This window comes from Francisella philomiragia (assembly GCF_018135955.1).
In the GTDB taxonomy this organism is placed as follows: Bacteria; Pseudomonadota; Gammaproteobacteria; order Francisellales; family Francisellaceae; genus Francisella; species Francisella philomiragia.
Map to the genome: position 1 here is coordinate 998,032 of NZ_CP063138.1, position 22,046 is coordinate 1,020,077.

The following is a 22,046-nucleotide window of genomic DNA, read 5'->3' on the forward strand; positions in this document are numbered from 1 at the left end:
CATGCTAAAAACTAAGTTTTTTCTTAGTTTCGTTTTATTTTCTATATTTACAACAGTTTTTACTTTTAGTATGTCAAATGCTCAAAATAGCAAAAACTCATCTAAAATTATCAAAGAAACGGCTAATATTTCTCTAAATATTGCTGGCTCCAACTACGATATTTTTTATCAAAAATCTAATCGAAGTTTACCAGTAGTTATCGTAGTACATGGTTTCTCAAGATCAAAAGATAATATGTCTGGTTGGGGGAGTTTCCTTGCAGATCATGGATATTTTGTAGTAGTACCTAATCTACCATTTTGGGCTAATCATAGTAATAATGCTGAGTTTATATCTGAGCTAATAAACTATATCTATAGCAATAGCGATTATAAGAGCATTATAAATAATGATCTTGCTTTGGTTGGTTTCTCTGCTGGAGGATTAGCTACTTTGATAGCGACATCAGAGAATACTAGGGTCAAGCTTTGGATAGGATTAGACCCTGTAGATGTAGGCAATCTTGGCTCTCAAGCCGCCAAGAATATAAATTGCCCAACCTATATAATAGCTGCCTCAGCAAGCGCATGTAATGCCAATAATAACTACAAAGACTTCATAATAAGTCTAAAAGATAATACTCTTGTCAAAATTGATGGAGCTGTCCATGTCGATGCTGAATGGCCAACTAGTAGATTCGCTGAGTTGTTCTGTGGTAAATCCACCCAGCAAAAAAGAGAAAGATTTCATGATGATGTGTTGACGATTTTGGATAGAAGTTTTGAGAATAAAAGTTAAACATAAAACTCAAAAAGATATTAATAAGTTTCAGTAGCTAGAATATTTGGTATACTACTGTTGGCAAAATTATTAGTAACGTAATTATTAATAATGTCTGTTTCAGTAGCTAGAATATTTGGTATACTACTGTTGGATAAAAGTAGATATCAATTTGCACAAATCAAAGGGTTTCAGTAGCTAGAATATTTGGTATACTACTGTTGGTGTTCGACATCTAAATAAATTTCTTTTTGCTCAAAGTTTCAGTAGCTAGAATATTTGGTATACTACTGTTGGAGAATTGGTTTAGATCTTAAGGATTTGAGCGTGTGTTTCAGTAGCTAGAATATTTGGTATACTACTGTTGGCGTTAAATTTTACCTAGCCCACAAGGGGCAAATAATGTTTCAGTAGCTAGAATATTTGGTATACTACTGTTGGTCAAAATTTATGGGAAGTATTTATAAATTTAGGGTCTAGATAACTTTAGCACTAAATTTTCTTACTAAAGTACACATGATTTTATATAAATCATTATCTTTGTTATTCCACCTAAATTCACACTCTTTTAAATGTAAAACAAACTTATCATCACTTAATCCGTTAAATTTTGCAAGTCTTCTTTTAGAGAAAGACCAAAATGACTCTATACCATTAACATGGTTTTTACCACGAGCAAACTCATTGTGAGAGTGATAAATACGATAGTGATCATAACCGTTTAGAATAAGCCCATCATATGCTTTCCAGCCATCAGTATAGATTGTGCTGCTTTCGAGTATTTTGCCTTGTATTATAGGCATTAAGGACTCTTTAGAGCAGTTTGGTACAATAGAAACGTAGACTTTATTATGTTCATCGCGTTTTAAAACACCGAATACTGGTGTTTTACCAACTGCACCACGACCACGTTTACCTCGTACTCGTTTAGCTCCAAAATAAGACTCATCTAGTTCAAACTCTCCAGTAGATGCTAAGAATTTTTCATCAGATAATAGAATTATTTTACGAAATCTATCAAAATAGCGGTTAATTGTTACTCTGCTAACATTAGTTATTTTACTCGTATTTGTCGCTGTTAAATCCAAGCAGAAACACTTCAAAATCTCTCTAATTTTAGCATCTGAAATATGCGAACGTTTTTTATACCTTCCAAACATAGATAAAATATAGCTCCATCAATGATTTTTGACAAGCTAAAGTTATCTAGACCCTAAATTTATTAAGTTTCAGTAGCTAGAATATTTGGTATACTACTGTTGGTTGACATAACGGGAATAGCAAAACATGCCCTTCCAGTTTCAGTAGCTAGAATATTTGGTATACTACTGTTGGAATGGTACTATTGTAGGTGCTACTCAAGTATCTGAGTTTCAGTAGCTAGAATATTTGGTATACTACTGTTGGTTATCATCGCCATATAAAAAATCTTCATCGTTTTGTTTCAGTAGCTAGAATATTTGGTATACTACTGTTGGTTTTTCCTAAATATAGTGAAAAGGATTCTCCATTTTGTTTCAGTAGCTAGAATATTTGGTATACTACTGTTGGAATTTTGAAAAACTTGTTATTGACTTATTTTTAGAGTTTCAGTAGCTAGAATATTTGGTATACTACTGTTGGAGGAATTATTTCTAATAATAGTATCAAGTAAAGGGGTTTCAGTAGCTAGAATATTTGGTATACTACTGTTGGTTTCTACCAAGCTTGAATGTATTAATGCTTAAACAGTTTCAGTAGCTAGAATATTTGGTACACTACTGTTGGGAAAAAAGAAGAAAATCATACATTTGGATTTGATGGTTTCAGTAGCTAGAATATTTGGTATACTACTGTTGGGGTTTAGGTGTGGGAAGTGCTACGCTACACGCTAAGTTTCAGTAGCTAGAATATTTGGTATACTACTGTTGGAAACTAAAAAATTGGAAAGCTTCCGAGTAATCAAGTGTTTCAGTAGCTAGAATATTTGGTATACTACTGTTGGCTTGTACAGAACCTGTTACAAAAAAAACAGTGTCGTTTCAGTAGCTAGAATATTTGGTATACTACTGTTGGAACGTACTTAGTTATGATCCCAATAACATCCCTAGGTTTCAGTAGCTAGAATATTTGGTATACTACTGTTGGAGAGTTTGAGAAGTAAAGAAACACTAAGAAATAAAGTTTCAGTAGCTAGAATATTTGGTATACTACTGTTGGCTCATTTGAGCCAATTAAAAAAGGTAGAAACCTTGAGTTTCAGTAGCTAGAATATTTGGTATACTACTGTTGGTATTGAAAGGGTTTGTGATAATACTTGGCGAAATTGTTTCAGTAGCTAGAATATTTGGTATACTACTGTTGGGTCAATACCAATCTTTAATTATTTTTTATTTTTTTGTTTCAGTAGCTAGAATATTTGGTATACTACTGTTGGCATAAAAGCATCTATCTTTAATTGTTTGTTTTTAGTTTCAGTAGCTAGAATATTTGGTATACTACTGTTGGAACGACCCCACCAATTCCAACGATCGCAACTGTTGGTTTCAGTAGCTAGAATATTTGGTATACTACTGTTGGTTTAGCTGTGTTATAGCTTATTCGCTGAGATAAAGGTTTCAGTAGCTAGAATATTTGGTATACTACTGTTGGCAGAATTAATGCCATAAAAGAATTGAATAAGATGCAGTTTCAGTAGCTAGAATATTTGGTATACTACTGTTGGTGTGATCATTCCGGCGGTGCTGTACAAGGTTTTTTGTTTCAGTAGCTAGAATATTTGGTATACTACTGTTGGAGATCGCCTTTTGTTATAGCATCTGTGTTGTCTGAGTTTCAGTAGCTAGAATATTTGGTATACTACTGTTGGTTCCAAAAAGCAATCGCACAACAGGACACTATCACGTTTCAGTAGCTAGAATATTTGGTATACTACTGTTGGTTTTGGCAGAAATTATAGGAACTCAGGCGGTGGTGGGTTTCAGTAGCTAGAATATTTGGTATACTACTGTTGGGTATTCAAGCAAATGCGACTGATGCTGAAACGATCGCGTTTCAGTAGCTAGAATATTTGGTATACTACTGTTGGATTCATACAACAGAGAGAAACAAAACATAACAACACGTTTCAGTAGCTAGAATATTTGGTATACTACTGTTGGTTCAAGACAAGTAATAATTAATTCAGGAGCTAACTGTTTCAGTAGCTAGAATATTTGGTATACTACTGTTGGTTTTTTGATTCGACAATGTCGAACTCTTCGACATCGTTTCAGTAGCTAGAATATTTGGTATACTACTGTTGGCACTTCATTACGTATTGGCGATGGAGGCTTATTCCTGTTTCAGTAGCTAGAATATTTGGTATACTACTGTTGGGTTCTATCCAGTAATAAATAATCAAATACAACCAGTGTTTCAGTAGCTAGAATATTTGGTATACTACTGTTGGACAATTCATGCTGGCGGTGCAAACGCTAGTGGAGCGTTTCAGTAGCTAGAATATTTGGTATACTACTGTTGGTATGGAAAATCCTAAGTTATCTATGGGACTGGTTGCGTTTCAGTAGCTAGAATATTTGGTATACTACTGTTGGCTCAAGGAAGAAATTCAATTACTTGTTCTGCCTGGTTTCAGTAGCTAGAATATTTGGTATACTACTGTTGGGTAAAGATTATGAAAATGAATTATTGTTACTTGGCAGTTTCAGTAGCTAGAATATTTGGTATACTACTGTTGGAGCCAAAATAAACCTAGTGTTTATAAGGCTTTGGGAGAATTATTGACTGGTATTTTTTCGCAAATGCCCTACTTGTCAAAAAAAGTAGACATTTTGCGAAAAAGTATCTAAAATAGATTTTGTACCAAATATTTAATGCTCTGTAATCATTTAAAAGTATTTTGAACGGACCTCTGTCTGACACGTCTGATTAATTTGAAAGCAAAAATTGCCACATAAGTGGCTTTTTTTGTTTGTGTAAATATGGATTTGATAGATATCCAATCAAGTTGGGTATTGCGAATGAGTTAATCATAAATACATCGAAATTCCCATGAAAATGGGAATCTTATAATTATAGAGATACCCAGTCAAGCTGAGTATTGCTGATTAGCTTTCCCTATACTTTACAATATTGGCACCTCGACAGGCTCGGTGATCTTTTAACAAGATGGCTGAACTCGGCGAACTTTTATATTTTAGCGATCATTACAAAAATTAAGATACTCGCATTGTATACATTGATGATCTGATGCCGATGAATCAGGCTTATTGCCGTTATCTAGTGTATTTATAATATCATCAATCACTCTATACAGCTTTTCAATTAAATCTTGAGTTATCTCTATTTCATAAGAGTTTTTATCAGATGCCAAAAATGCTATTTTGGATGGTTTATCAAAATATTCTTGTGCTAATAAAGCATAAGCCGCTATTTGTAGTTTATGTCCTAAACTATTTGGATTAGGGTTTGTCTTATACTCAACTACATATACATGATCATCTGTTTCTAACACCCAATCGACTATGCCATGTATACGGTATTTTAAGCTTTTTAGACTTAGATTAAAATGTCGTGTAGCACTATCTAAATTGTATCTTTTAAAGCTTCGTCTTTTTTCAAGATGTTCAACTTTCTTGTGAAAATCTTCTCCTTGAACTACCCATAAAGGTTTTTGAGTTTTAATATTTAAAAGTTCTTGATAATAAACAATTCTAGGACAAAAACACCACTGCCTAATTAGATTAATAGGCAAAGATAAATCGCTATCAAATATGTCCATATTCATCCCAATCTTTGAAAGTTTTTTCCTCATAACCAAAACTATAGTCTAGCTTTTGCTCTTGCATATTGACCCTCACTATAAACACTTTATCAAATGTATCTAAAGAGCTATCAAACATTCTTTTGACTGCATTTAGTTCAGCGATACTAATACAGCCCCAAAATACTGATTTTTGTACTGCTTTTAGTCCATACGCTAGAAGTTGTTTATAGATAGTCGTTCTAGTTTTGTTATCTTCTATATCGTATGCTATTAAATATTCTTTTCTTAGTTGCATAGTTATATCTTAAGATGACTGAGCATGTCGAAGTCATCATTTGTACATCCACCTGCACCTCGACAAGCTCTCTGACCTTTTACCAAGATAGCTGAACTTGACGAAGTCATCTACTTTTACATAAATTTACTAATAGATCAAAATCACCACTAATAAGAGCTTCTTTCTTTTTATGACTCCACCCCTGTATTTGTTTTTCCCTATAAAATGCTTCATCAACCCTCTCAAATTCTTCTAAGTAAACTAATATAACAGGCAATCTTTTTTTTGTGTAATTAGAACCTTCGCCTATACTATGTTGATAAACTCTAGTTTCAATACTATTGGTACTTCCAGTATAAAAAGTACCATCATTACATTTCAGTATATAAACATATCCTTTTTTCACTATGCATACCTCATGTAGGCACCTCGACAGGCTCGGTGATCTTATTTCTAATTTCGACTGTCTCAATAAACTTGTAATTCTACCACTTAAAAATATAAGGCTTGTAAATATGCTCCCCCGCAAACTCACCAGATAATCGATATACTTGTCGTTGGATTATATGTTCTAATTTCAGCCTCTTACCTTTATAGATATATTTCTTCGCTATGGTGGCTTGTATCTGAGATATCAAAGCTGACTTAAGCTTGGTATCCATATATTTTTTATTGTTATATTGCTCTCGTAACTTAATCACAACCCTATCTACTACCCAAGCTCGATACTCTTCCATAAGATCTAGAACTAATGACATCTTACCGGGGCGTTTTTGATGCAAAAAGCCCAAATATGGCTCAAGACCAGCATTTGTGACAGCATTGAGAATATAACTAGATAAAATAGCATAGCCAAAATTTAGCATACTATTTGCAATCTCTTGAGAGCCTCTTCCTTCTCTATTTGCAAAGCTCTCTGCTAGGAATTTATCCTTAGCTAAACTTGAGAAATATAGATTAGCTGCATATCCTTCGTAGCCTAGCACATCATTTAGAGTTTTAGCATTTTTGATAATTTGTGTAGTTCGTTTAAGCTCATCTATAGCATATTGTAAGTTTGCAGATTTATGATGCTTGTTAAAATAGCTAAGGGTTGCTCGCTGATTCTTTATCTTGGCTGCAATCAACCTGACTGAGATATCTAGAGCATTTGTTTCAATATACCTATATTGATTAATACGTGCTTGGACAACTGCGTGCTGATTTGCACCAACTAGCATAGAGTGTGCTACTCCCCTAAAATCCAAAAAGAAAAGCTTGATACCCCTAAGAGAAAACTGCTCTATCAAATCACTAGAAAAGCTAATACCTTTTTTAGCGATAGAAACAGTTGCTAGGCGATTTAGTGGAAAGTATTTTCTATCTTCTTTGTTTTTTACAACTAATCGTCCTGCTTCTAAACCTAGATATATACCGTAATCACTAACTATTAGGTGTTTCATTTTTTAGCCATTGCTTTTCTTTTTTACCTTTAGATGAAACAAACTCTAAAATATAGCTATTACCAATTTTATCAATAGACAGCGAAGCTTTAGTTTTACCACTATCAAACATTAAAGAGAAGTCTTTAAGCCAATAGAAATCTTCTTTTTTAATATAAAATTTATCTCCTTTAATAATATTAGGTTTATCTTTATCTCCAGCATATACAATATTTCCTAACCAACTATCTTCTTTAAGACAAATATTATCTAATGAGCTTAACTCTACTTTAATACTAACTTGACCAGCAGATCTATTCTTTATTTGGGCACTAATTATACTGCTATCAGTCAAATTGTCTATATCTAAATTAATCCACGATAATGGCTCTATAAGAACTACTTTTTCTTTACCATTATAGTACTTAATAGGAACTGAATTTCTTGATAAAATAGTTTTAGGTCTAACTGTCCCATCAAAACCATATTTTGCTAGGCTTTCATCTCCTGTAACTTGATATATATCGCTACCATCCCATGATTTTCTTCTAATTCTGATAGTTCCTATTGTTGAAACAACTGGTAAAGAGAAATTCTTTCTAACCTTTTGATGCTTATTTTTAAAGTTAGTGGTTATAAAATACATAGATAAGAAATCATGTAGATTTTGATTCATATCAGCTTTTTGCATAGCTTTTTTTAACTTAATCCAATCATTATAAACGGGCAACAATATTTCAGATTTCACAAAGTTAATTAACTTATTTTTTTTGCCTGTTTTAAATACTAATTCATCAATTACATCTAAAGCATCACCTACAGTATCTGGTGTTTTATTTGCTTTAGCCAAGATACTAGTTATTTCTTTTTTGATAGTAGTATAACTAAGCTTATCAAGTAGTTTAGCTATTTTTTCCTGCTGTTTATCCGCTCCAACATAGCCTATGTTTATTAGAAATTCTTGAGCTTGCGTTTTATTTACAATCCATACAGTATAATCTTTATATTCTTTAGATTTGGTTAAAAACTCTTGTATTAGTTCAATATCTTTTTTAGGTATATCAACTGAATTATCTAGAGTAAATCCATATTTCCATTTATCTTCAGATATTTGTAATAATGGGAAAAATCTCTCTGCAGAAAGACTATCAATATGTATTTTATATGGTATAGATTTCTTAAAATCTCCTCTAGATTGAATTTCTTGCCTAATATTAGTTTCAACGGTATATGCCTTTCTCCTAGCTAACTTACTCTCACCAAACTCACTATCTGCTACTTTGATTTTTCTAAAGATATCATCATCGCACCAACTTAGAATTTCTCCAGTATTTTCATCATATTTATCTGGTGTTGGGAATAGTCCACCTTGATTGTCCATCTCTAAACCAATGCTACCATCATTTTTATGCTCATCTGCAGCAACACAAAAAGCTAACATTGCATCTATCAAATGTGAATAGCTATCTTGAGGTTTATCACCTTTTGCATAGGCTTGTATATCACTATCTATAACTTCATATAGCTTACGAATATCTGCAATACCTCGCCCACTACTATCTGTAGTTGGCACACCAAAATAATCAAATGATATTTTGTTAGTATCTAAATTTTCTTTTTTTGCTCTTAGATAGATGTTATTAGCTAGCACTTCTGCAAAATATCTTTGTGTACCATTTACAAATGTACGATTGCGATTATCTATCGCCTTGATAACTGCTTGCTTGATAGGATTTTCATCTGCTAAAAATAAAGCATGCCTAAAAGCTATCTGCTCTTCTGGTGTTAGATTAATAAAGCTACGATAGTTACCAAATTTGAAATCTTGCTTTTCAGCATCCCAAATTTTTTCAGCTATATATTTTTCAATTTGTGAATTATCAGTAGTACCAAATTGCTTGGACTTATAATTTGGTTTTAAATCACTCAAATATACAGCTTTATTACCCCTTTTTTGGTTATCATCACGAGTTACACAAATTAAATTTGCTTCATCATTTAAAGTACCGTATTTTTTATGTGAGCGAGGAATTATATGGTCAAGCTCTTCTTTTGATCCGTCATAATCACCATCCGCTAAAATAGTATCACTATATGCGGATATGCCTTTGGAAAAGTTTTTGATTCTATTTTCTTTTTTTGCAAATAGCTCTTGTGATGATATTCTATCTTTTTTCTTAGTGCCTTTTATCTCTGCCAAACTAGGCTCAAACTCAAAAGCATTTGACTCTGTGATAATAGGTATATGTAACTGTTGCTTGTCATACAAAGCCTGCTTGATGTTATGCCAATTATCATCAACTATATTTCTAGCTAATATAGTTGCTATTTTCTTAACTGCTCCATCAACTATCCTAGTTGGTATAGCTGGTAATCTTTGGGCTTTAGCTCCCAAAGATGATTGAGCTTTGTCGAAATCATTTGGAGTATTATCTGTTTTCACTTCGACAAGCTCAGTGACCTTATTATGTGATATGTTTGTTTTATCTAAGATGGCTGAGCTTGTCGAAGCCTCAACATTACTAGTTTGAGTATCGCATTTCGACTGGCTCAATGCGCTTATAATTTGCATTCTATGAGCATTATCGGCACTACACACCGCACAAGTATTAGCGTTACCATTCCGCTCTGCAAAAGCTATTTGTTGAATTTGCGCAAAACTATAAATTGAGTTGAATTTAGCTATTTGCTTATCACCTAATCCCAGATTTTCGCCGATTTTTTGAGATGATTTGGCAATATTTTCAACTAGTTTTACTAGCTTATTCTCATCAGAAGTAAGAGCTTTTGCATTTTTATATTTTTCTACAAGTGCTTTTTCTTCATCACTGGCTTTTTTATTTTTCTTTATAATTTCTAATCTTTGTTTAAATATAGCTGTTTGGGCTACATTTTTTAGTGTACCACGATATTGTTTTTGCATATCTACAGCAGCTTTGCAATAACTTGCAACCTTGAAGTTTTTCAACCACTCTATAATTTGTAATTCATCATCAGAGCCAATTTTATCTTTCAATAGATTTGGAGATACTTGCAACACTCCTGCTATATCATTCAGAAGCTGATATCTCTTCTGCCTTGGTTTATGATTACAGTATGTTAGTAGCTGATTATCATCATCAAATCTGCCAGTATTGTTATATTTATCTAATTTTTTATCATGACGATACTCTGGCATGATATATAGTCTAGAGTCTCGCGCTCGTTGTCTTTGTTTATAGTATTTGCAAACTAAATGTAAAAAAGTACCCTGCTCAAAAATATCATTTTTCAGATCACTGAGCTTGTCGAAGTGTCCTTCAGGCTTTAACTCATTTGATAAATGACTATCTAGCAATACTGCTTTTAGATTATTAAAAGCTTTTTGTTTATCTTGTTCTGAACTAGCATTTTGCTTCACTTTTTTTGCTTGAGAATATATTTCATTTAATAGTAAGTCATCGCTAGCTTTTACTCTATCAAATATAAACTGCAAAACTCTAGCATCTAGGTCTTTTTTGTCTCTTTGACCACTTGCAATCTGTTTATTTGAGCTTTTAGTCTCTATAAAATATGGTTGTCCTTTACCTGTCTTTAGATCCTTTAAATCATCCTCAAAGATAGCTAAGTATTCTTTAACACTCTGTATGCTTTTTAGCTTATCTAACCATGATTGCCATTCTGGATATTTAGTATCTAAGAATTTAGGATTCAAGATCAAACTTTGGCATTTTGGTGGCTTACGATTATTATTATCTTGATATGGTGGTATAGTTCTGCAAGGATCTAGATCTGCTAGAAATTCTATTATACTACTCTTAATATTTTGAGTTGTACCAACCTCTCGTTTTAAATCATTGCATAATTCTTTATAGCTATATTTAGCACCATCTTTTTTATCTTTGTCTTTGCTACCTACTCGCCACTCACCTAGTATCCAACGGCAATAAGTTTGAGCAAATTTTTGTTCATCCCAATAGTCAGCTTGCGTATGAGCTTTATCATTAAAATATTTTCTTAGTGGTTTTAGTTCTAAGTTGCTTAGATTACCAATCAGATTTACTAATTTTTTAACGTTTAGATTTATATATTTTCCAGCATGTAAGTTTTGACAAAAGCTTCTTAGGTATTCTTCTTTATGATTTTGCTCTAATAGTACACTTGCAACCTCTTCAAAATATTTGCTACGGTGTCTAGAGCCTTCATCAAGTTCTTTTTTGATATTCTGAAGTGCATATCCTAGATGATGTAGATGTGCTGATATATCACCTGCTTCTAACTTCTCAATTAGTTTCTCATTATCTAAGTTAAAATTAGAGATATTGAAATTCCAAACACTATTTTTATACTCATTGAGATCTATAGTAGCTAAACTTTTTCTTAGAGCCTCTAGTTGATCATTTGATAAAGAGTTTAAATAGTTAAATATATTTTTTGAATAATTATCAACATTATCTATATAAGCAAATATTTCTGAATCAAAAATATCTTCGACAATCCACGAAGATACTTTCTTTAATTCATCAAATTTATTTTGCTTTGTTGACTCAATTTTTCCTTTTGAAACTTTATCATCAATAGCTGATTTTATTATATTTATAATGTTAGCTTTAACAATATTCTTTTTTACTTGTTTTATATTATTTTCAATTTCAACAAATACATCTTTGAATGTGTCATTTTCAAGAGTTTCAAAAATTTTGCTATTAAGATCATATTTTTCATCAGAACTTTTATCTAATCTTAATTGTTGTGGCAGTAATTCAATGGCTTCTATAGGAAATTTCTCAAAATAACTAGCATCATGCTTCTCTTCTAAAAAACTAAACCCTCTACGATTAAGCAAAAAACTAATAGCTTGTTGAGTATTTTTATCCCATTCTAAATTTAGCTTTTCATTCCAGATCAGCCTAAAAAGTCTTTTGACTAACTGTTTTCTATCTATACCTCTTCTTTGGTGTCTTTTAGCCGTTCTGTTATTCATTAACAAAGTATAAGAATCTTTTGATAACTCATAAACTTTGCCTGCTTTATTGTTTAAGTTTTCAAGCTTTAGACCCTTATCATAAAAAGCACTAAAAACGCCCGTATTTTTTGCACCTAAATCAATAGCAATTGGTAATATTTTGATATTCATAAAGTGTCCTTATTCAATTTTGAAAAAATATAATAATCTGAATTATATATTCAAGGTAACTATGTTTTAATTATATCTATAATTTAAATAATATCTTTTCTAACATTAAATCAAGACTTCTGACCAAAATCAATTTAAAAAATTCAAAATCTCACAAACTTCCTCAGCTACTCTACTAGAAAATATCCCAACATAGCCACCTAGTTTTTTAGCTAGATTATCTCCAGCTAGACCATGGATATATACAGCTAATCTACTTGCTGATAGAGTATCTAAACCTTGAGCTAAAAATGCTCCTATGATTCCAGATAATACATCTCCTTGCCCTGCTACTGCCATACCTTGATTTCCTGTAGTATTTATATAAATTTCATAATCTTTACAAATTAGGCTTCCAGCTCCTTTTAGTACTACTGTGGAGTTATACTTTTTAGCTAATGCTCTAACTGTAGCAAATCTATCATCTTGGACTTCCTTGGTAGTGCAACCAAGTAGTCTTGCTGCTTCTGCGGGATGTGGTGTTATTATTTTATTTTCTAACCGGATAAATTTTTCTCTAATTTGTTGATTAGTTGAGATTATATTTAGGGCATCTGCATCAAAAATTGCTGGTTGAGTTAAATTATCAATTATTAACTGCAAAACTTGTTGAGAGTCATCAGTTGTATCAAAACCAACACCTACTACCAAAGCTGAGAAAGTATTTAGATTTTTAGGAATATCTTCTAGAGATTTTGTCATTAGCTCAGGTATAGACATATCGGCACGAAAGTCTTTATCTAAAGATATCATCGAGACCTTACCACAGCCACTATATAGCGAGCTTCTACCAGCTAATTGCAAAGCTCCATTCATACCAATATTACCACCTATTATAGCTAGATTTCCATAAGTACCTTTATTGGTATTTTTCTTTTTCCTAAGGATATTATCAAGATTTATATCTTGAATATCATTTTTATAAACTTGATACTCCGATTGAGTAATATTGATATTTTGATTATCAATCAGCTCTTTGACAGTTACCTGACCAGCATAATCTAAACCATCGCCAGTATGTAGCCCTTGCTTATCAGCTAAAAATGTGATTGTCTCATTGGCTTGGATAGCCTCACCATATACTTTGGCATTAAAAGCACCTAATCCACTTGGTACATCTATAGCTAATGTGTATTTTGAATTTTGATTTATAACTTTAACAAGTTCTAAAATATCACCTTGTAAATCTCTATCTAATCCTATACCGAATATTCCATCGATTACGACATCATAATTATTAATATCCGGCAATTTATCTAAAGGAGTCTTTAACTTTAAAAACTCTTGATAATAATTTTGATTATCTAGATTGCCTTTTGGAAAAACTCGATAAACATCAACCTCATATCCTAAACTAAATAACTTGATAGCTGCAGCAATTCCATCACTGCCATTATTGCCAGAACCCGCTATTACTAAAACTTTACTTTGTTTATCAAACTTATTACAGATAAGTTTAACAATTTCATCTGAAGCATTTTCGATTAGATTTAATCCTTGAGTAATAGCATACTCTTCAATTTCACGGTTTTGTTTTTCTGTTAAAAATTGCACGTTAAAACAATTAATTTAATTACTACAGTCTATAATAAGATAAAATTATCTTTATACCCAACACAAATTACATGACAAAATTCACATAAAGCAAATTTTAGAAGTTAGAAAACACTATGTATATAAGTATATCTTATATATAGTATAAAAATCATTAGTTTTACATATATGAATTACCTGACATAATAGCTACGAAATTAAAATTTGATGGAAATAATATGAAAAAAACAACTCTGCTAATAGCCTCTTTAATCTTATTTAATCTAGGATTCTCAATACACACTAATGATAACAAATTCTTTGAAGCTACTCAGTTTAACAACAAAAATTGTCGATACGCTCATGAGGTAGGTCACAATTCATTCTCAGAGCCAGAAATGAATCTGGCATGTAAGCCTCGTTCTGAATAATATGCATATAAATTATTTTTTAAGATAGAAACCTACCTGTCTTCAAGAAAAATGATACTTTAGTAAGAGTTTCTTCATCATGATGAATTTGACTATGATTTTTATTTAGAGTAATTCTGTCAAGACTGTTTATAGAAAATACTGATGATACTTCTACCAAACCATCATGCTCATTTCTCAGACATAGTCTTGCTAAAAAATTAAGTTTAGAATACTTATTACCAGCAATAAGACCTACTGATACTTTCTCTGCTACTCTATTGCAGATTTCTAAATACTTGTCTGTTACTTTGAGATCTTTATTTGGTTTTAGCACTCTAGAATAAAAAGGAATCCTATCACCAAAATCTGCGACTCTTGAGCCAGCAAATGGAGAAGCTATAAATACACATTTTTCAACATTCGTAAGCTGTAATTTATCAATAGTCATACATGATATTATCCCACCCATACTATGAGCTACAAATATCAACGACTTTGATGGTGGAATATTTTTTATAATTTGACATAGTTTATTAACTGCCACATCAACACTTACAAATGTTGTTGGTAAGTCAACTGCTATAACCTCATCATAACCATCTTTTAAAAAATTAGCTAAAGATGACATGTCTTTACTATTTTTAATAAAACCATGTACCAAAATTACAACTTTATCTTTACTCATCGTTATATGTATTACTTAGAGATTAAAACCAAAACCATTTAGATTATCTTTTAGAATAATATTAGGCTCATTAAATGTAATATAATCACTATACAAATCTTTAGCTACCCAGTCTAAAGGATCAAGATCAGCTACTGTAATATCTTCTGCTAATGCAAAACTCGCTGTAGCTAAAATACCTGCTGGTGACTCCATCATACACCCCACCATACATGATATACCTGCACTGTCTGCTAATTTCTTGATTTTTTGAGCTTCTAAAATACCACCTGTTTTTGTAAGTTTAATATTAATCATGTTACATGCTTGTTCATCTATAACTCGTTCTGCATCTTTGGCATCAAATACTGACTCATCTGCAACTACAGGAATATTACTAAATTTAGTAATCTCTGCCATTGCTTTTATATCGTAATATTTAACAGGTTGCTCGATTATCTCTACATTTAAACTATATTTGTTTATCTCCTCGATAAACTGCTTTGTTTGTGCTAGATTCCAACCTTGATTAGCATCAAACCTAAATTTAATGTTTTTACTAAACTCATTATCAAGAGCTTTAAGCAACTCGATATCCCTATTAAAATCAGCACCTGTTTTAACCTTAATAGCCGTAAAGTTAGCTTCGACACCATTTTGAATATTTTGTATAGTTTCTGCAACATTTCCACAACTTATAGAAACATCAGTTACTATAGAATTTGCTTTAGCTCCAAGTAATTTAGCAACAGATATATTTTGTTCTTTGGCTAATAAATCATGATACGCCAAATCTATAGCCATTTTAGCAGCGGAGTTAAACATCACTTTTTTAAAAGCTAGTTCTAAAGTTTGTTTGTAATCAGATAAATCTGAGCCAAGTATCACTGGAGCAAATATCTCACGAATAATATATTGCATACCCTGCAACGTATCTCCAGTAATCGCTGTGGTTGCTGGAGATACACCATAACCTTTAACTCGATTATCTAAAGTTAACTCAACTGCTAAGGAATCAATATGGTTTGTACTTCGTACAGCTGTTATAAATGTTCTTTTAAGAGGTATCTTGATGATAGATGTTTTTATATCAATTATCTTACTCATATTGCAAATCCTGAAAGTATCTTAGCTACAATTAATCCACCTTGGGTACCAATCAAAAACCCAAGTAAAGCCATAACAACTGCAATAGATACCAAACTTCTAGTATATGCACTTGCTAATATAGGTGCTCCTGCTATTCCACCAATATTTGCTAAAGAGGCAATAGAGCACATTGCTAAGTTTAGCCTAAATATCTTGGCAATTATTATCATAAGTATAGCATGAATAACAAGAACCATAAGTCCACAAACTATGTATATCGGTGCTTGAGAAAACCCTTTGAAACTTGAGCCTGATGCTATAAGTGCGACCAAAAAATATAAGAAGATACTTGCAATAATACTATCACTTCTAATTTTGGCTAATGGAGTCATAGCACCTACAAACCCAAATAGTGTTACTAGCAATATTGTCCAAGTCTTAGCAGATATTAAATCTGTTGCTGGTAAATAACTTGATAAAATCTTTGCTATATTAGTAGCAGTAAATGCCATTGCAATTAATACAAATATTCCAACAAAGTTAATATCGCCTTTGACATCATAAGGATTGTTAATATCAACTTTACTTATATGCTCTTCAATACAACCTGCTTTAGTCCATTTATCAAATATATTTGCTCGAGAAATAAGCGCAAACAGAAAAGCAAACCAAATAGAATAACTAATAGAATCTGTCAATAGTATATAGCCCATCTGATTATCAGGAGTACTAAGAGCTTGCTTAACAGCTATCATATTACCAGTACCACCCATCCAACTTGCTGATAAAGCTGAGAATCCTTTCCAAGCATCTGGCGATATATACTTACCAACAGTCAAATACATTATGACAAAAGCTATTATGATACTTACTGTAGCTCCAAAAAATGCTATAAGTAATTTTCTACCGAGCTTTATAACGACTCTAATATCACAACGAATAAGCATCAAAAATAACATCACAGGCAATATTAAGTCTTGAAGCTGTAATCTTGTTTGAATAATTTCTGAAGATTTTGAATCCCAAAATCCCATAGCTGAAAGTACTACTATGACAAAATAAATAATTACAATCGCTGGAAAATATTCAAATAATTTTGATTTTGACTTACTTGATAGCAAAACTATAAGACTACATATAAGTAATAAAGATGATATATAAGATAATGAAGTTGAAATCATATTTTAGAATTTAAAACAGAGATAAATAAATTATACAGATTTTTGGACTTAATCTTTAAGAAAATTCTCGATATCAGATATTAGATCTTCAGGAATTGTTTTAGGTGCATACCTAATGACAGTCTCACCATCTTTTGATACTAAAAATTTTGTAAAGTTCCATTTTATAGCTTCGGTACCAAGCACACCTTTTGCTCTTTCTTTAAGATATTCAAATAATGGTTCTGCATCTTTACCATTTACTTTTGTCTTTTTCATTATTGGAAATGTAACATCATAGTTAGTTTCACAAAAACTTTTGATTTCTTCATCACTACCAGGTTCTTGTCCGCCAAATGAGTTACATGGAAAAGCCACTATCTCTAGATCAGGATATAATTTATGTAAATGCTGAAGTCCTTTATATTGCTTAGTAAATCCGCACTTACTTGCAACATTAACTATCAAAAGAACCTTATTATTAGGTAAAGAATATTCTGAGCCATCATTCTTAGTTAATTTAAAATCATAAATTGACATTGTATTACCACCTCTTATAAACTTTATTTAAAATATTATTTTGCTGGTTTTTGAGCCGAAGAATTTAGAATATCAAATACTTGATCGACCAGCTTAGGGCTTACATTATACTGTATTGCAAAGTTAGTACGCGTAGCTGCCAAGTCTTTATCTTCAAATGGATCATTACTAGGTAACTTCTGATTTTTCTGAAGATCTAACATTTGATTTCTTAACTCTTGACGCTTTGCTATGAACTTTATGATTTGTTCATCTGCATCCATAATTTCAGATTCATATTTTTCTGAAGTTGGTTTAGCGATAAAGCTACTTGGACTCATAGCAAAAGATAAACTAAAAGTAGCTACACTGAGTAAGATTAATATGTATTTTTTCATAAAGTACAAAATTTATGGTTCGATTTTAATACTATAATGTTTTATAAAAACTTTTGAAAGTCAATAGTATATAAAATTTCATTTAATAGTTACTATTAAAAAATAAAAACTTATTTTATATCACAGCTTTATTTTGAGTTATTTCCGCTAATGTCAGATAATCTGAATAAAAATTATTTCTAACTACATATTTTGAAGGGCTTTTTCGACCTTAACTCTATAGTTTTTATCAGCTTGAGCAAACTGGTCAAGCATTATTTCTTGAATCTCTTGACTAGCATGTACCAACCCTTCTGCAATATTATTAGCTAACTGTTGCTGCTGAGATTCGCTCATTAATCTAAAAAGATTTCCAGCTTGTGAGTAGTTATCTTCGCCTTGTGCATCATAATAAGCAATATAACCCTCTATTTCTAAAGGTGGCTCTATATATTGCTTAGCATCTGAAGGAGAATCAGAATGCGCATTTGGATAAAAATTAGGCGTTTCATTCTGTGATACATTAAGAGCTGTACCAGCCATTGCTCCATCACGCTGATAATTATGCATGGGACATTTTGAAGCATTTACCGGTATATGACTTGCATTTACACCTACTCGATATCTATGAGCATCTTGATAAGCTAATAGTCTAGCTTGTAACATCTTATCTGGAGATGCACCAACACCAGGCACTAGATTATTAGGAGCAAAAGTAGCTTGCTCTACTTCAGCGAAATAATTATTAACATTACGGTTTAACTCTAAAACACCTATTTTTTGAAGTGGAAAATCTTTATGAGACCAAACCTTAGTTAAATCAAAAGGATTTATACTGTATTGCTTTGCTTGGTCTTCAGTCATAATTTGCAATTTAACATCCCACTTTGGATAGTTACCACTCTCTATAGCATCAAACAAATCTTTTTGAGCTCCATAGCTTGGCTGCCTAGATGCTTCTTCATTTGTGAGATTTTTAATTCCTTGTTGTGTTTTAAAATGCCACTTAACCCAAAAACGTTCACCATTTTCATTATAAAAGCTAAGTGTATGAGAACTAAATAAATGCATATGCCTATAGTTCTTTGGGATACCTCTATCAGACATCAATATTGTCATTTGATGCAAAGATTGTGGGTTTCTTGACCAAAATTCAAACTGGGCCGCAGGATCTGGTAGGTTAGTTTGAGGATTCTTTTTTTGTGAGTGTACAAAATCTGGGAATTTATTAGGATCTCTTATGAAAAATACTGGTGTGTTATTTCCTACAATATCAAAATTACCTTGCTTGGTATAAAATTTGATAGCTGCACCACGCACATCTCTAACATAATCACTAGAATCTTGACCTCCACCAACAGTAGAAAATCGTACAAAAACATCAGTCTGTTTATTCTGATCTCTTAAAAAATCAGCTACTGTCAAATCTGATAAGTCTTTTTCAAGAGTGAACGTACCATACGCTCCTGTTCCACGTGCATGTACTACACGTTCAGGGATTCTCTCACGATTAAAATGAGCTAGTTTTTCAAATAATCTAAAATTATCAAATGTTAGCGAACCATTTTTACCTGCACTAATACTTGTATTATCATTAGGTACTGGAGCACCATTTGCTGTAGTTAGTATCTTATTCATGTTCTCTCCTCATTGAAATAAATATCAATCATTATTAAGCGCAACAATACTTATTGAATGCAATCTTAAAATAGATACTTAAATAAAATAGTATATATATAAATAGAGTTGGTCAATATTATTAGGAAATTAAATGTAGAATAGTTTTTTGATAATTATAAATTAATAACCGGCTTTTATAATACTACCATTAACAATCCCTGCTACTGACTTAAGATATGCATTAGCTACTTTTTCTGCTTCTATAGGTTCATAGCCTACAAAGAATGGCCCATACTTTGCTAACGCCTCTTTGACTACAGTTGGACTAACAGTATTTATACGGAAATCTTTATATTCAAGAGTTGCTGCTTTTACAAATCCTTCTACTGCAGCATTTACTGTAGCTGCTGCAACACCCAAAGCAATTGGCTCAACATTCAATATTCCAGTAGTCAATGTAAATGAACCGCCCTTATTGATATACTTTGCACCAATTTGCACTAGATTAATTTGTCCAAGTAGCTTATTTCTAAAACTAAAACTCCAGTCTTCTTGAGTTAGTTCATCAACAGCTTTAAAAGCTACTTTACCAGTAGTAGATACTAAAGCATCAAAAGAACCTACTTTTTCAAAGAAATTTTCGATAGATTCTATATCCTCTATATCAATACGGTGTGAACCATTGCTTCCACTAAATGTTGCTGAAATAACTTCATAACCTGCATTTATAAATTTATTATAAGTTGCTGATCCTATTACTCCACTTGCACCTATTAGAACTACTTTATTGCTCATTAGAGACTCCATTTATCGCTATTTAGCTTCTAAATATTTTAGAAGATTCTCAGGAGAAGACTCTCCGTAAGGATCATCTTCAGCATTATCACGCTTACCTGGCTCTACAAACATCTTTTCGATTTCGTGATTGTTAACGATCATCGCATATCTCCAAGACCTCTTGCCAAAACCTAGGTTTGATTTGTCTACTAACATATCTAAAGCCTCTGTAAACTCTCCATTACCATCAGGAATAGGTTTAATATTTTTTACATCTAGTGCTTGTATCCACTTATTCATTACAAAGCTATCATTTACAGATAAAACATAAATTTCATCTATTCCTAGCTCTTTAAACCTAGCTGCATTATTTTCAAAACCAGGTAGTTGATAAGTAGAACAAGTCGGAGTAAACGCTCCAGGTAATGAAAAAACAATTACTCTTTTGTTATCAAAAATATCAGCAGATGTTACATCTTGCCATCTAAATGGGTTTGATCCACCGATACTTTCATCTCTTACTCTAGTCTTAAAAGTTACATTAGGAACTCTTTTAGTCATGTCTAACTCCTTGTGTTTTGTTAAGTTACACTGTTATTGTATTGCTTTAATAAATAATTTAAAATATATTATATTTATACTAGCTATAAGATTTACTTATATGAATACTCGTACTCTTGAATATATCATTTCTGTATATGAAACTAAAAGCTTTATTACAGCATCAGAAAAGTGCTATGTTAGTCAACCAGCCCTAAGTATGCAGATAAAAAAATTTGAAGAGCTTATAGGTATACAAATTTTTGAAAGAGGTACAAAACAAGTACTTATAACAAAAGCTGGTATGAAAATAGTTAATCAAGCTTATAAGATCTTAGATGAAGTAAAAAACTTAAAAAAGATATCCGAACTACATTTAAATAATGGAAAAATAAGCATATCAATAGGTGCTTTCCCAACATTATGCCCATATTTAATGCCAAAGGTTTTGCCTGAAATCAAAAAAGAATTCCCTAATTTAAGTATATCTATAATTGAAGAAAAAACTGATACTCTTGTAAATATGCTTGACCAAGGTAAGATCGACTTTGCTCTTTTGGCGACTCCTACGGATAACTATCAATTTAAAAGAAAAAAAGTTTTTGATGATAAATTTTATGTAGCTGTTGCAAAAACTAATCCACTAGCAAAAAATAAAAAAATCTGTATAACTGAAATTGTTAAACAAAATCTTATGTTGCTTGATGAAGGACACTGTCTAAGAGACCAAACTTTAAGATTATGTTCATTAAAAGATTTTAATAATAATGACTTTAAAGGCAGTAGTTTAGAAACTCTAAGACAGATGGTATCTATTGATGAAGGTATTACATTAATTCCTAAAACAGCTTGTACAAAAACTGAAAATGTTAAATATATAGATATTGATAATGGTGACTTCTTTAGAGAAATAGATTTAGTCATGCGTAAAAGCTCAATTTATGAAGATTTATTTCTCAAAGTTAGTGAAATAATCTCAAAAAACTATAAATAG

General features: G+C 31.8%; 18 protein-coding genes and 2 CRISPR repeat arrays. Of the genes, 3 read left to right on the top strand and 15 right to left on the bottom strand.

From position 1 onward, the window contains the following. Nucleotides 1-70: 70 nt before the first annotated feature. Nucleotides 71-778, top strand: coding sequence for a dienelactone hydrolase family protein (locus IMS64_RS04900; protein WP_244972885.1), 708 nt, complete (start codon nucleotides 71-73; stop codon nucleotides 776-778). A gap of 27 nt (nucleotides 779-805) precedes the next feature. Beyond that, a CRISPR array of direct repeats spans nucleotides 806-1,202; the repeat unit is 37 nt; unit sequence GTTTCAGTAGCTAGAATATTTGGTATACTACTGTTGG. A 34-nt stretch (nucleotides 1,203-1,236) separates the two neighbouring features. Here IMS64_RS04900 and IMS64_RS04905 read toward each other — a convergent pair. From IMS64_RS04905 to IMS64_RS04935, 7 genes are all read right to left on the bottom strand, one after another. Next, a complete protein-coding gene (locus IMS64_RS04905; RefSeq protein WP_200404587.1) occupies nucleotides 1,237-1,920 on the bottom strand; it encodes an IS1595 family transposase in 684 nt (227 codons plus the stop codon). 66 nt (nucleotides 1,921-1,986) lie between these two features. Then, nucleotides 1,987-4,479: a CRISPR direct-repeat array (repeat unit 37 nt; unit sequence GTTTCAGTAGCTAGAATATTTGGTATACTACTGTTGG). A 458-nt stretch (nucleotides 4,480-4,937) separates the two neighbouring features. Then, nucleotides 4,938-5,522: a CRISPR-associated protein Cas4 gene (gene cas4, locus IMS64_RS04910; protein ID WP_211491095.1), complete on the bottom strand. Its 585-nt coding sequence runs from the start codon at nucleotides 5,520-5,522 to the stop codon at nucleotides 4,938-4,940. Continuing rightward, the gene (cas2, locus tag IMS64_RS04915; RefSeq protein WP_211490023.1) at nucleotides 5,509-5,802 is read right to left on the bottom strand and encodes a CRISPR-associated endonuclease Cas2; all 294 of its coding nucleotides are present in this window, start codon (nucleotides 5,800-5,802) and stop codon (nucleotides 5,509-5,511) included. Before cas2 ends, cas4 begins: the two co-directional genes overlap by 14 nt. A 106-nt stretch (nucleotides 5,803-5,908) precedes the next feature. After that, entirely contained in the window at nucleotides 5,909-6,190 is a 282-nt protein-coding gene (locus tag IMS64_RS04920) for a GIY-YIG nuclease family protein (RefSeq protein WP_211490024.1), read from the bottom strand. Nucleotides 6,191-6,269: 79 nt separating this feature from the next. After that, a complete protein-coding gene (cas1, locus tag IMS64_RS04925) occupies nucleotides 6,270-7,226 on the bottom strand; it encodes a type II CRISPR-associated endonuclease Cas1 (RefSeq protein WP_211490025.1) in 957 nt (318 codons plus the stop codon). Continuing rightward, the gene (cas9, locus tag IMS64_RS04930; RefSeq protein WP_211490026.1) at nucleotides 7,207-12,321 is read right to left on the bottom strand and encodes a type II-B CRISPR-associated RNA-guided endonuclease Cas9/Csx12; all 5,115 of its coding nucleotides are present in this window, start codon (nucleotides 12,319-12,321) and stop codon (nucleotides 7,207-7,209) included. Before cas9 ends, cas1 begins: the two co-directional genes overlap by 20 nt. 129 nt (nucleotides 12,322-12,450) lie before the next feature. Then, the gene (locus IMS64_RS04935) at nucleotides 12,451-13,914 is read right to left on the bottom strand and encodes an NAD(P)H-hydrate dehydratase (protein ID WP_211490027.1); all 1,464 of its coding nucleotides are present in this window, start codon (nucleotides 13,912-13,914) and stop codon (nucleotides 12,451-12,453) included. 218 nt (nucleotides 13,915-14,132) lie between these two features. Here IMS64_RS04935 and IMS64_RS04940 point away from each other — a divergent pair, with 218 nt between their 5' ends. Beyond that, complete coding sequence (locus IMS64_RS04940; protein ID WP_211490028.1) at nucleotides 14,133-14,324, top strand: hypothetical protein; 192 nt, start codon at nucleotides 14,133-14,135, stop codon at nucleotides 14,322-14,324. 19 nt (nucleotides 14,325-14,343) lie between these two features. On the opposite strand, the gene IMS64_RS04945 is transcribed toward IMS64_RS04940, so the two are convergent. The 8 genes from IMS64_RS04945 to IMS64_RS04980 all read right to left on the bottom strand — a co-directional run bounded on the left by IMS64_RS04945 (nucleotide 14,344) and on the right by IMS64_RS04980 (nucleotide 21,073). Continuing rightward, nucleotides 14,344-14,991: an alpha/beta fold hydrolase gene (locus tag IMS64_RS04945; RefSeq protein WP_211490029.1), complete on the bottom strand. Its 648-nt coding sequence runs from the start codon at nucleotides 14,989-14,991 to the stop codon at nucleotides 14,344-14,346. 15 nt (nucleotides 14,992-15,006) lie between these two features. Beyond that, entirely contained in the window at nucleotides 15,007-16,077 is a 1,071-nt protein-coding gene (locus IMS64_RS04950; RefSeq protein ID WP_211490030.1) for a dipeptide epimerase, read from the bottom strand. Beyond that, the gene (locus tag IMS64_RS04955; RefSeq protein ID WP_211490031.1) at nucleotides 16,074-17,240 is read right to left on the bottom strand and encodes a DUF819 family protein; all 1,167 of its coding nucleotides are present in this window, start codon (nucleotides 17,238-17,240) and stop codon (nucleotides 16,074-16,076) included. Before IMS64_RS04955 ends, IMS64_RS04950 begins: the two co-directional genes overlap by 4 nt. Nucleotides 17,241-17,288: 48 nt before the next feature. Next, the gene (locus IMS64_RS04960; RefSeq protein WP_004287655.1) at nucleotides 17,289-17,759 is read right to left on the bottom strand and encodes a glutathione peroxidase; all 471 of its coding nucleotides are present in this window, start codon (nucleotides 17,757-17,759) and stop codon (nucleotides 17,289-17,291) included. A gap of 35 nt (nucleotides 17,760-17,794) precedes the next feature. Continuing rightward, entirely contained in the window at nucleotides 17,795-18,136 is a 342-nt protein-coding gene (locus IMS64_RS04965; RefSeq protein ID WP_004287654.1) for a chorismate mutase, read from the bottom strand. A 183-nt stretch (nucleotides 18,137-18,319) separates the two neighbouring features. After that, nucleotides 18,320-19,753: a catalase gene (locus tag IMS64_RS04970; protein ID WP_211490032.1), complete on the bottom strand. Its 1,434-nt coding sequence runs from the start codon at nucleotides 19,751-19,753 to the stop codon at nucleotides 18,320-18,322. Between the two features lie 162 nt (nucleotides 19,754-19,915). Continuing rightward, the gene (locus tag IMS64_RS04975; protein ID WP_211490033.1) at nucleotides 19,916-20,530 is read right to left on the bottom strand and encodes a short chain dehydrogenase; all 615 of its coding nucleotides are present in this window, start codon (nucleotides 20,528-20,530) and stop codon (nucleotides 19,916-19,918) included. Nucleotides 20,531-20,548: 18 nt separating this feature from the next. Beyond that, complete coding sequence (locus tag IMS64_RS04980) at nucleotides 20,549-21,073, bottom strand: peroxiredoxin (protein ID WP_004287651.1); 525 nt, start codon at nucleotides 21,071-21,073, stop codon at nucleotides 20,549-20,551. 100 nt (nucleotides 21,074-21,173) lie between these two features. On the opposite strand from IMS64_RS04980, the gene oxyR reads away from it, so the two are divergent. Then, entirely contained in the window at nucleotides 21,174-22,046 is an 873-nt protein-coding gene (gene oxyR / locus IMS64_RS04985; RefSeq protein ID WP_042519237.1) for an oxidative stress transcriptional regulator OxyR, read from the top strand.

Excerpts from the sequence above, each read along its gene's own strand:
- IMS64_RS04900 (WP_244972885.1), top strand. The coding sequence starts at position 71 with ATGTCAAATGCTCAAAATAGCAAAAACTCATCTAAAATTATCAAAGAA.
- IMS64_RS04905 (WP_200404587.1), bottom strand. The coding sequence starts at position 1,920 with ATGTTTGGAAGGTATAAAAAACGTTCGCATATTTCAGATGCTAAAATT.
- cas4 (WP_211491095.1), bottom strand. The coding sequence starts at position 5,522 with ATGGACATATTTGATAGCGATTTATCTTTGCCTATTAATCTAATTAGG.
- cas2 (WP_211490023.1), bottom strand. The coding sequence starts at position 5,802 with ATGCAACTAAGAAAAGAATATTTAATAGCATACGATATAGAAGATAAC.
- cas1 (WP_211490025.1), bottom strand. The coding sequence starts at position 7,226 with ATGAAACACCTAATAGTTAGTGATTACGGTATATATCTAGGTTTAGAA.
- cas9 (WP_211490026.1), bottom strand. The coding sequence starts at position 12,321 with ATGAATATCAAAATATTACCAATTGCTATTGATTTAGGTGCAAAAAAT.
- IMS64_RS04940 (WP_211490028.1), top strand. The coding sequence starts at position 14,133 with ATGAAAAAAACAACTCTGCTAATAGCCTCTTTAATCTTATTTAATCTA.
- IMS64_RS04945 (WP_211490029.1), bottom strand. The coding sequence starts at position 14,991 with ATGAGTAAAGATAAAGTTGTAATTTTGGTACATGGTTTTATTAAAAAT.
- IMS64_RS04950 (WP_211490030.1), bottom strand. The coding sequence starts at position 16,077 with ATGAGTAAGATAATTGATATAAAAACATCTATCATCAAGATACCTCTT.
- IMS64_RS04955 (WP_211490031.1), bottom strand. The coding sequence starts at position 17,240 with ATGATTTCAACTTCATTATCTTATATATCATCTTTATTACTTATATGT.
- IMS64_RS04960 (WP_004287655.1), bottom strand. The coding sequence starts at position 17,759 with ATGTCAATTTATGATTTTAAATTAACTAAGAATGATGGCTCAGAATAT.
- IMS64_RS04965 (WP_004287654.1), bottom strand. The coding sequence starts at position 18,136 with ATGAAAAAATACATATTAATCTTACTCAGTGTAGCTACTTTTAGTTTA.
- IMS64_RS04970 (WP_211490032.1), bottom strand. The coding sequence starts at position 19,753 with ATGAATAAGATACTAACTACAGCAAATGGTGCTCCAGTACCTAATGAT.
- IMS64_RS04975 (WP_211490033.1), bottom strand. The coding sequence starts at position 20,530 with ATGAGCAATAAAGTAGTTCTAATAGGTGCAAGTGGAGTAATAGGATCA.
- IMS64_RS04980 (WP_004287651.1), bottom strand. The coding sequence starts at position 21,073 with ATGACTAAAAGAGTTCCTAATGTAACTTTTAAGACTAGAGTAAGAGAT.
- oxyR (WP_042519237.1), top strand. The coding sequence starts at position 21,174 with ATGAATACTCGTACTCTTGAATATATCATTTCTGTATATGAAACTAAA.